10 protein-coding genes are annotated in these 8,799 nt (G+C 46.7%); 6 read left to right on the top strand and 4 right to left on the bottom strand.

Translation table 11 applies throughout. The features are described from left to right. Positions 1-173 precede the first annotated feature (173 nt). Positions 174-311 (top strand): hypothetical protein, encoded by a 138-nt coding sequence (locus QUB52_RS27810; RefSeq protein WP_265233952.1) that lies wholly within the window; start codon positions 174-176, stop codon positions 309-311. 130 nt (positions 312-441) lie between these two features. Here QUB52_RS27810 and QUB52_RS27805 read toward each other — a convergent pair whose 3' ends face one another. Further along, on the bottom strand, positions 442-1,335 hold the full coding sequence (locus QUB52_RS27805) for an alpha/beta fold hydrolase (protein WP_332975534.1): 894 nt from the start codon (positions 1,333-1,335) through the stop codon (positions 442-444). Positions 1,336-1,506: 171 nt separating this feature from the next. Between QUB52_RS27805 and QUB52_RS27800 the strand changes: the two genes are divergently transcribed. Both QUB52_RS27800 and QUB52_RS27795 read left to right on the top strand, forming a co-directional pair. Further along, on the top strand, positions 1,507-1,836 hold the full coding sequence (locus tag QUB52_RS27800; RefSeq protein ID WP_332967991.1) for a hypothetical protein: 330 nt from the start codon (positions 1,507-1,509) through the stop codon (positions 1,834-1,836). A gap of 195 nt (positions 1,837-2,031) precedes the next feature. Next, positions 2,032-2,511 (top strand): ATP-binding protein, encoded by a 480-nt coding sequence (locus QUB52_RS27795; RefSeq protein WP_265233949.1) that lies wholly within the window; start codon positions 2,032-2,034, stop codon positions 2,509-2,511. A gap of 240 nt (positions 2,512-2,751) precedes the next feature. On the opposite strand, the gene QUB52_RS27790 is transcribed toward QUB52_RS27795, so the two are convergent. Further along, positions 2,752-3,027: a DUF6439 family protein gene (locus tag QUB52_RS27790; RefSeq protein WP_265233948.1), complete on the bottom strand. Its 276-nt coding sequence runs from the start codon at positions 3,025-3,027 to the stop codon at positions 2,752-2,754. Positions 3,028-3,142: 115 nt separating this feature from the next. Here QUB52_RS27790 and QUB52_RS27785 point away from each other — a divergent pair, with 115 nt between their 5' ends. Both QUB52_RS27785 and asnS read left to right on the top strand, forming a co-directional pair. Beyond that, positions 3,143-3,508, top strand: a complete 366-nt coding sequence (locus QUB52_RS27785; protein WP_265233947.1) for a DUF2203 domain-containing protein — start codon at positions 3,143-3,145, stop codon at positions 3,506-3,508. A 94-nt stretch (positions 3,509-3,602) separates the two neighbouring features. Beyond that, positions 3,603-4,994, top strand: a complete 1,392-nt coding sequence (asnS, locus tag QUB52_RS27780; protein ID WP_265233946.1) for an asparagine--tRNA ligase — start codon at positions 3,603-3,605, stop codon at positions 4,992-4,994. 162 nt (positions 4,995-5,156) lie between these two features. Here asnS and QUB52_RS27775 read toward each other — a convergent pair whose 3' ends face one another. Both QUB52_RS27775 and rpaB read right to left on the bottom strand, forming a co-directional pair. After that, positions 5,157-5,798 (bottom strand): cofactor assembly of complex C subunit B, encoded by a 642-nt coding sequence (locus QUB52_RS27775; RefSeq protein WP_332975533.1) that lies wholly within the window; start codon positions 5,796-5,798, stop codon positions 5,157-5,159. A gap of 332 nt (positions 5,799-6,130) precedes the next feature. After that, positions 6,131-6,862, bottom strand: a complete 732-nt coding sequence (gene rpaB / locus QUB52_RS27770) for a response regulator transcription factor RpaB (RefSeq protein ID WP_265233944.1) — start codon at positions 6,860-6,862, stop codon at positions 6,131-6,133. Between the two features lie 168 nt (positions 6,863-7,030). On the opposite strand from rpaB, the gene radA reads away from it, so the two are divergent. Then, a complete protein-coding gene (radA, locus tag QUB52_RS27765) occupies positions 7,031-8,596 on the top strand; it encodes a DNA repair protein RadA (RefSeq protein ID WP_265233943.1) in 1,566 nt (521 codons plus the stop codon). The last annotated feature ends 203 nt before the right edge of the window (positions 8,597-8,799 follow it).

Raw genomic sequence — 8,799 nt, 5'->3', positions numbered from 1 at the left:
TTGGAGAAATCCTGCCTCAGCAAGTCGGCTCTGTGAACAAAGAATCCCCTCGCCTTGATAGCTGGGGAGTGTCAACAGGTTTGTAGCGAGGACTTGCATTCTTCACTCCCAACTCATTTGATTGCGGTTGTGCGATCGCGCATAATATAAAGTCTAAGTTTGCAGGAGGGGTTGTGGAATTTTCTATTGCTAATTTTCTGGTTTTGGTAGCGTTTGTGCTGCTGATTACCGTGACTGGCGGCGTCGCGTATTTGACGGCGATTGAGTGGCGCGATCGCAGACGGTTAGATAACGCTAAACGGAAAAAATAGTAGCTTTTTCCTATTGACAAATTGCATTTTTCATGCAACAAACAAGGCAGCCCCAATAGGTTGCCTTGTTTTTGGATTTGAGGAGTTCGATCGGCAGATTAACGGGATTAACAGAGTTGATGCCGATCGACTATTGGTCAATTATCCATCCACGAATCAGTTCATTGATCTGTTCTGGTACTTCGTCGTGGGGACAGTGACCAGCTTTGATAAAGTGTTCGGTCAACTGGGGATAATGTTGGCGGAATTTGGCGCTTCTGTTGGTGGAATTCATCCACGGATCGCCCTCTCCCCACAGCATTAGCAACCCGCAGGTTAATTGACTCAGCAATACGTCATTTTTTTCGCCTTGGGGTGTTCGGAATACAGAGGCGAATACTTTCGGTGCACCGGAATCGCAGGATGGTTGGTAAATTTCCTCTACTAATTGGTCTGTGACGGCGCTTTGGTCGAGATAAACTTTTTGTAGGGTTTTCCGAATAGTCGATCGCTGGCGCACGTATTGGAACAGCAGAAAACTTGCCCAATCTTGCTGAAATAAGGTTTTAGCTACCGCAGATATGGCTTTTTGCAAGGGCGGGGCTTCGGGTGCGGGCTGAGTTTCGGTGAAGGGGCCGGCGCTATTGATTAAGATCAGTCCGGCGGCTGATTCGGGACGCTGGGCTGCGACACACAAGGCGGCGTAGCCTCCGAGGGAGTTGCCGGCTAATACGGCGGGCCGGCCGATGATGTTGGTGATGAAGTCGTGGAGTTGGTCGCGCCAGAGCTCGCCGCTGTATTGGATTTCGGGTTTTGCCGATCGCCCAAATCCGATCAGGTCGATCGCCCACACTTCAAATTCTTTGCTCAGCCCGCTGATATTTTTGCGCCAGTGGTCTGTGGATGCTCCAAAACCGTGAATTAACAGCAGTGGAGGGCGTTCTGGATGTCGATCGCTAGATCGCACATAGTACACTGAATGGCCCCGCCATTGCCAGTATGTACCAGCGATAGGGGCTGCGGTGATGGCTGGGGTTGTTTGCATGATGTAAAGAAATAAGTATTTACTTTAACTATTGTATCGCGACGTTCAGATTTATCAAGTTTTGCCAACAGCCTGGGGTTTAGCCAGCAAGGGATACGTCAATTTTGGCGAGTTGGGCGAGTGCGATCGCCTACTCAGGCGCAATAAGTTTTGTAACGAATATTGCGTTTAATGAGAGTCGCAGTAGTAAGGAATCAGTGCCGCGATCGGCATTTAGGAAATATATCTGGTTTCGGCTGCAACATACCTAGGTATGACAATTGTGATATTTGGGGACAAGTAGAAGTTCTGGGCGATCGGGCCTCATCTGGGGTTGCGACAGCCGATACCCATTGGCAAGGAGTCAAGGGATCGACTTTTTTGGAGGGTTTTCCGATCTTTTCAAGGTGGGGATCGTTTGGTAAGATAGGTGTTGACGGCTGGGGATGCAGCGAGCACAGCTTCGCTGCCGTGGCAAAAGCCGACATCAAAAATCTGGCTGCGGGTAGAAGTTATCAGTAAAATTACTGGTGGTTCTCGGCAAAAGTTTCTGAGAATCGCAGAATATTTTGTGACGTTCTTTGCTTTGATTAACGGCTTTAATACTCTAAGATAGAAGTAGAGCTGCGCCGCTCAATTAATTAGCATTTTGAATACTAGGGAGCCAACTATGCAGGGTGTGAAGTTTATCCACCTGAAAGTTAGGGAGTTTTCTGAGTGATTGCTATTTCAGCCCGTCCGGTCGTCGGACGCAATTGGATTACGATTAGCTTCGCTTCTACCCTCTACCTTTGTCCTATTTTGGATCTGCTCCTAGCAGAGGTTCCAGCTTACTGGCAAGCGGAATTACGGTTGGGGCTTCAAGAAGCATTGGTAAATGCTGCTAAGCATGGAAATAAGTTAGACCCCAGTAAAACTGTTGGAGTCCGTTTTTCGATCGTCCAAAACGAATATTGGTGGGTGATATCGGATGAAGGTTGTGGCTTTAAGGCCCCTTGCGGTTGCGACCTTGATACCGATAATTGCGATAGTGATTTTGCAGACAACTCTGCACTCCCCCATGTTGAACAGGAATGTGGTAGGGGACTGTTTATTCTTTACCAACTATTCGATCGGGTAGACTGGAATTCTCAAGGTACAGAGTTACGGCTGTGCAAAGAGATTCCCACTCGTTACCGACTGCCTCGCTTGCGCTAGAACTGATATTTGGCATCATTTTTCAGCTCAGCTAGACCTGCAAATTTTTTCATTTCCCCGCTGAACCGGGCATGGAAAATTTTGAAAATCTGGCTATTGATAGTAGATGATAATGCAAAATGTGAGTTTTGAGTGAAAAAAGTATAAATCTTTTTTGGCTCGCAATCGCGCTGCTCGATCGAGCGGCGCGATTGTTTGAGTTTTGGGACACTAATCAAATATTTAGCTCAATACTCAAAATTATTTGCCGTGAGTGGGGCACGGAGGTGCGGAGATCGATCGATCCAGCCATCCTGCTGCTTGGTTTAAGCGCGGGAGAGCTTCTTCGGGCTGATTTTTCAGCAAAAAGACCAAAGCTGCCGCAGCTTGCTCTCCGGCCCGCGCGGAACGGTTAGCTTTGAGGCGATGCCAATCTTTTTCGGAAATGGCGAGGCGGGCTGCTAGGGCTTGAGCCAGTTCTACTGTACTGAGCTCGTTGAGGTTGACAGTTTGGGTGGTTTGTGTAGTTTCAAGCATAGGTGGAATTATAGCTATTTGGCTGCGGTTTCTCAATTGAAAAAATATACTGCATATAATAACAAGTTAATTGGGAATCTGTTTTTTTTAAGTATTGTCAGGTTTACAGATCGAAATGCCTCAACAGCCGTCAGAGTTAAATCACCAAGAGCAAGAAAACGAGTTTGTACAGGCGCTAGAAGCGGTGGAGCGATCGCTCGCGGCAGTCAAAGAGCGTTACACTCAGATTCAGTGCGATCGACAGCGCCAAGCCACACTCGGCCACCTGCGGGAAGATGTGCGCCACTCTCTGCGCCAAAATCCCCTACCGCAACTCAAGAAAGAATTGCGGGAAATTGAGCAAGAATTGGAAACGATCGAGTTAAATTTAGAAAGCAGTCTGTTTTCTTGGGCAAGCATAAAACAACCTTTTTGGCAAGCTGTTCGCTTTGGGGGACTCGGCATTTTGCTGGGTTGGATGTTGAAATCCTATGCGGGATAGTTTTTGATTTTTTTACCGCAGAGGGCGCAGAGGGCGCAGAGGAAGAGCAAACAGAGATATAGTGCAAAATAATATTAAATAAACGGGAGTGGATATGACTAATCAACGAATTGCAGCAATTTTGCGGGGCGGTGAACCCGATCAAACTGTAACAGTTCAAGGCTGGGTTCGTACTAAGCGCGAATTGAAAGAATTTGCTTTTGTCGAAGTCAACGATGGTTCGGCGATGGCTAATTTGCAAGTAGTTATCAATGCCGATTTGCCCAATTTTGAAAATATACTCAAACAACTAAATACAGGTGCATCTTTAGAAGTGTCTGGCGTGCTGGTAGCGTCACCGGCGAAGGGACAGCGAATTGAATTAAAAGCCTCACAAGTACAAGTTTACGGCGAAGCAGACCCGCAAACTTATCCGTTGCAAAAAAAGCGGCATTCCTTGGAATTTTTACGGACAATCGCCCACTTGCGGCCGCGTACAAATACCCACGGCGCTGTATTTAGAGTCCGCAATGCTTGTTCGGCGGCGGTACACCAATTTTTTCAAGAACGTGGTTTTTTGTGGGTTCACACTCCGATTCTTGCTGCTAGCGACTGTGAAGGTGCGGGGGAAATGTTCGCCGTTACCAACTTTGATTTAAAGAATGTGCCGCGCACAGATTCGCAAGAAGTTGATTATTCTAAAGACTTTTTTGGAAAGCGCGCTTATTTAACAGTTAGCGGTCAGTTGGAAGCGGAAGTTATGGCGATGGCTTTCGGCAACGTTTACACTTTTGGCCCGACTTTTCGAGCAGAAAATTCTAATACTTCGCGGCATTTGGCTGAGTTTTGGATGATTGAACCGGAGATGGCTTTCTGCGATTTGCAGGGTGATATGGATTTGGCTGAAGCTTTTTTAAAGTACATTTTTAAGTACGTTTTGGAGCATTGCCCGGAGGATATGGAGTTTTTTAACGAGCGGATTGATAAGACGGTTTTGGCGACTGCTGAAAATATTATTAACAATCAGTTTGAGCGGATTACTTACACGGAGGCGATCGCACTTTTGGAAAAAGCTGACAAAAAGTTTGACTTCCCGGTAAGCTGGGGCTTAGATTTACAGTCGGAACACGAGCGCTATTTGGCTGAGGATTTGTTTAAGAAGCCTACAATTGTTAGCGATTATCCAGTCGGGATTAAAGCATTTTATATGCGTTTAAATGAAGACGAGAAAACCGTGCGAGCAATGGATGTTTTGGCTCCGAATATTGGGGAAATTATCGGCGGTTCCCAGCGGGAAGAACGGCTAGATGTGTTGGAGCGGCGCATGGAAGCTCAAGGCATGAATAAGGAGGAGTTGTGGTGGTATTTGGATTTGCGCCGCTACGGTACTGTGCCTCATGCTGGCTTTGGTTTGGGGTTTGAACGGTTGGTGCAATTCATTACGGGAATGGGGAATATTCGCGATGTAATTCCGTTTCCGAGAGCTCCTTTAACCATTGATTTTTAGTTGATTCTGGTCTGGTTCGTAAGCTGTTCTGCTTTTAAATTGTGTGTCAAGAAATAATCAAAGTCTTGTGGGGTGGGCAGGAGAGCCCGCCCCGAATATCCAATTTAAATGCCTCTAGCCGAAGGTGCGTCTAGCAGTACGCTAGGATCTAAAATCTAAAATCTAAAATTGACTGATGGTGTTTTCTAGTTTTTCCGCAATGCCTTCAACCCAATTTTCATCTTGTTTTGTGTAGCTGCGGGGCGCGTTAGCACCTAAGATTAACACGCCTTGAGTGCCAATCGGCTGACAGATCACTCCTTGGGTATTTTCTGGCAAATAGTCGAATTCGATTCGCCCTGGATAAATATCGAGCTTTACTAAATAAACTGGTTTGTTTTTGTCGAGCACTCGCTGCAATATTGGCCCTGGATTGACTTCGGGATTGATGCCTAAGATGCCGCGCCTCAAGAGGACTTTTCCTTGATATACAATGACGATCGCCCTTGTGGCTGTATTTGTCAAGAGCAAACGTGAGGCCCAGGCTAATTCTAGCTTGACGGCCTCTGGTAAATCTGGCGCAAACTCGAAGCCTTCAGAGCCGATAAGCTGTACTGAATCGGGCGATCGCGCTTGCACCTGTTGCCACAACAAACCTGTTAAAATCAGCAGGGCGCTGATAATTACTCCCAAAACGTCCGATCGAGCTTGAGAGTCTGTAACTTGCTCTGTGAGTAAGCGGTTGACCATCAGCAGCGTACCTGCTAACCCTCCCGCCACTAAGGGCAATTGCCGCAAAACTTTATTTGGGTCAGATTTTGTCATGAGTCAGTTGATAGTTGACAGTTGACAGTTGTCCGTTGTCCGTTGTCCGTTGTCCGTTGTCCGTTGTCCGTTGTCCGTTGTCATTTAGGCTTTGACGCACTCCCTGACCAAGAAACCAGGTTTTTTATCGAAATTGAGGGTTTTAACCAAGTATTTTGGTTGAAAAACCCGGTTTCTGGACACCCGTGCTTAAGTTCTATAAATTGGTAGTTGGTAATTAACAACTGTCAACTGCCAACTGTCAACTGCCAACTGCCAACTGTCAACTGTCAACTGTCAACTGTCAACTGTCAACTGCCAACTGCCAACTGTCAACTGTCAATTGTCAACTGTCAACCGACTTCCCCAATTTCGACAATTCGCTGGAAGAGATAGCCGGTACCGCGGGCGGTGAGAATTAATTCAGGATTGCTGGGGTCGTCTTCCAACTTTGCCCTCAGCCGGGAGATGTGAACGTCCACAACGCGGGTGTCTACGTGGCGTTCGGGCGTGTATCCCCACACTTCCTGCAAAATTTCCGATCGCGAAAAAGGCTCTCCAGAACGGCTGACAAGCAGTTCTAACAAGCTGAATTCCATGCCCGTGAGCCGAATTCGTTCGTCGCCTTTGTAAACTTGGCGCTTGTTGGTGTCAATCCTAATATTGGTGACGTGGATGACTCCAGAACTGGGAATCCCCGAAGAGCCGTTTTTGTCAACCCTCCGTAGTACCGAACGGATGCGGGCTTCTAGTTCTTTGGGTGAGAAAGGTTTGACGACGTAATCGTCGGCGCCCAATTCTAAACCGGTGATGCGATCGGCTACGTCTCCCAAAGCGGTTAGCATGATGATGGGCACGTCTGATTCTTTGCGCAACTCCTGACAAACACCGTAACCGTCGAGCTTTGGCATCATCACGTCCAAAACTACTAAGTCGGGTTCGGTGTTGCGAAATGTTTCGAGAGCTTCTTCGCCGTCAGCAGCGGTGACGACATCGTAGCCAATCATGGAAAGGCGAGTCTCCAGAATGCGCCGGATACTGGCTTCGTCATCGACTACCAGAATTTTTTCTTTATGATTTTCCAATTTACCGAGCACTCCTTAAGTTACATTTCAGATAATGTTATTTTTTTTTACCCTATCATAGAAGACACAAACTCATTGGTCTGTGGCGATCGGTCTGAAAGCTTGATAATTGCTTTAACTCCGACTTTTTAAAATGTTAAGGTTGACTATTTATCATATCTGTAAACAATGCCTAAACCTCGAATACAATATATTTGCCGGGAATGCGGGTATGATTCACCACAATATTTTGGCAGATGCCCTAGCTGTCATAAGTGGGATTGTTTTGACGAGCAGTTAGAACCACATAGTTCGGGTGGGTCGCGGGCTGGTTTGACTGGGGTGACAACTAAGGGACTGCACGGTTCGCCTCCTGATAAGTCGAAGGGTCAGCCGAAAGTATCTTTTAGATTATCGCAGATTTCCGACCAAACTCAGTCTCGCTGGCCTTCTGGTTACGGGGAACTCGATCGAGTTTTGGGAGGTGGGATTGTTCCGGGCTCGCTGGTGTTGATTGGTGGGGAACCGGGAATCGGGAAATCGACGCTGCTATTGCAGATGGCGAATATGTTGGCTCGCAAGGATAGAATACTCTATGTTAGTGCGGAGGAGTCTGGCCAGCAAGTGAAATTGCGATCGCAACGTTTGGGCGTGGCTAATCCGGTTAATTTGTCAAGCAACGATGGACAGAAATCTGATAGTAATGGGGAAGCTAAAACCGATTGTGAGGACAATTCAGCGGAGAATTTCTATTTGCTTCCAGAGACGGATTTAGACGTTGTTTTGCGGGAGTTGGAAGCGCTGAAACCGAATGTGGCAGTGATTGATAGCATTCAAACTATTTATTTTGCTAAATTAACATCGGCTCCTGGTTCTGTGGCTCAGGTGCGGGAATGTACGTCTGCTTTGATGCAGGTTGCGAAAAGGGAAAATATTACTTTATTTCTGGTTGGTCATGTTACTAAGGATGGATCTTTGGCGGGCCCACGGGTTTTAGAACATTTAGTAGATACTGTACTTTATTTTGAGGGCGATCGCTTTGCTTCTCATCGGCTTTTGCGATCGATGAAAAACCGTTTTGGCGCTACTCATGAAATCGGTGTTTTTGAAATGGTAGCAAACGGTTTGCGAGAAGTAGATAATCCGTCGGAGTTGTTTTTGGGCAATAAAGATGAATTTTCGCCTGGTACTTCGACAACGGTTGCTTGTGAGGGAACTAGACCAATTTTAGTGGAGATTCAGGCGTTAGTCAGCCCTGCGAGTTTTGGTGCGCCGCGTCGCACTACTACGGGTGTGGATAATGGTAGATTGCAGCAAATTTTAGCTGTTTTGGAGAAAAGGGTGGGCATTCCTTTATCTAAGTTAGATGTGATTTTGGCGTCGGTGGGCGGGCTGAAGGTGGAGGAACCGGCGTCGGATTTGGCAGTTGCGATCGCAATTGTGGCCAGTTTTCGCGATCGGGTAATTGATGCGCGCACAGTTTTGCTCGGAGAAGTTGGTTTGGGAGGACAGGTGCGGCCAGTCTCCCAATTAGAGTTACGACTGAGGGAGGCGGCGAAATTGGGTTTCAAAAGGGCGATTATTCCTAAGAATCAATCCGTACCAGAATTAGGGATAGAAATTATTCCAGTGGGGAAGGTAATTGATGCAATAATTGCAGCGATTCCGGCTACACCGACTCAGTTGGAGTCTGATGATTCTGATGATCTGGAAGTGCAGGCTGTTGATTTGGAGGAAGAGGATTTATCGTATTGAGTTAGAATAGTGATGTTGGAAATTGATAGTAATGAGGCACGAGTTATGTATCAAGTAGATGTTGTTGAGGCAAAAGAAAAGCTTCTGGAATTAATCGAAGCGGCGATGAGAGGCGAAGAAGTTGAGATGTAAGGATTCAGGTAAAAAATAGTTGATTGAGAGCCGAAAAATATGGTAATGTAGTCAGATGAGCGAAAAGCCAG

The organism is Microcoleus sp. A6-C6, from assembly GCF_036705955.1.
Lineage (GTDB): Bacteria > Cyanobacteriota > Cyanobacteriia > Cyanobacteriales > Microcoleaceae > Microcoleus.
The sequence above is the reverse complement of the archived record's forward strand: the minus strand, read 5'-3'. Positions and strand labels throughout refer to the sequence as shown.

What these genes read in the sequence shown, in the direction of transcription:
- QUB52_RS27800 (WP_332967991.1), top strand. Translation starts at nt 1,507, where the DNA reads ATGAGAGTCGCAGTAGTAAGGAATCAGTGCCGCGATCGGCATTTAGGA.
- QUB52_RS27790 (WP_265233948.1), bottom strand. Translation starts at nt 3,027, where the DNA reads ATGCTTGAAACTACACAAACCACCCAAACTGTCAACCTCAACGAGCTC.
- radA (WP_265233943.1), top strand. Translation starts at nt 7,031, where the DNA reads ATGCCTAAACCTCGAATACAATATATTTGCCGGGAATGCGGGTATGAT.
- QUB52_RS27805 (WP_332975534.1), bottom strand. Translation starts at nt 1,335, where the DNA reads ATGCAAACAACCCCAGCCATCACCGCAGCCCCTATCGCTGGTACATAC.
- asnS (WP_265233946.1), top strand. Translation starts at nt 3,603, where the DNA reads ATGACTAATCAACGAATTGCAGCAATTTTGCGGGGCGGTGAACCCGAT.
- QUB52_RS27775 (WP_332975533.1), bottom strand. Translation starts at nt 5,798, where the DNA reads ATGACAAAATCTGACCCAAATAAAGTTTTGCGGCAATTGCCCTTAGTG.
- QUB52_RS27785 (WP_265233947.1), top strand. Translation starts at nt 3,143, where the DNA reads ATGCCTCAACAGCCGTCAGAGTTAAATCACCAAGAGCAAGAAAACGAG.